This window comes from Paraburkholderia sediminicola, assembly GCF_046027825.1.
GTDB lineage: Bacteria > Pseudomonadota > Gammaproteobacteria > Burkholderiales > Burkholderiaceae > Paraburkholderia > Paraburkholderia sediminicola_D.
Genome location: NZ_JAQQDU010000291.1, coordinates 1 through 323, shown reverse-complemented (window position 1 = coordinate 323; position 323 = coordinate 1). Strand labels below are relative to the sequence as shown.

Below are 323 nucleotides of genomic sequence, written 5' to 3'. Positions count from 1 at the left end.
GAAACCGTGGTGATCGTGCCGGGTTATGGGCTGGCGGTGGCGCGTGCGCAGCATGCGTTGAAGGAGCTGACCGACAAGCTGGTCGAGAAGGGCATCGAGGTGAAGTACGCGATTCACCCTGTGGCCGGACGCATGCCGGGGCACATGAACGTGCTGCTTGCTGAAGCCGAAGTGCCGTACGACATGGTCTACGAAATGGACGACATCAACGGCGAGTTCGGTCAGGTCGACGTCGTGCTGGTGCTCGGCGCGAACGACGTGGTGAATCCGGCGGCGAAGAACGATCCGAAGTCACCGATCGCGGGCATGCCGATCATCGAGGC

1 protein-coding gene is annotated in these 323 nt (G+C 62.2%); it reads left to right on the top strand.

The features are described from left to right. A partial coding sequence (locus PQQ96_RS42285; RefSeq protein WP_408303390.1) for an NAD(P)(+) transhydrogenase (Re/Si-specific) subunit beta occupies positions 1-323 on the top strand: 323 nt, incomplete at both ends.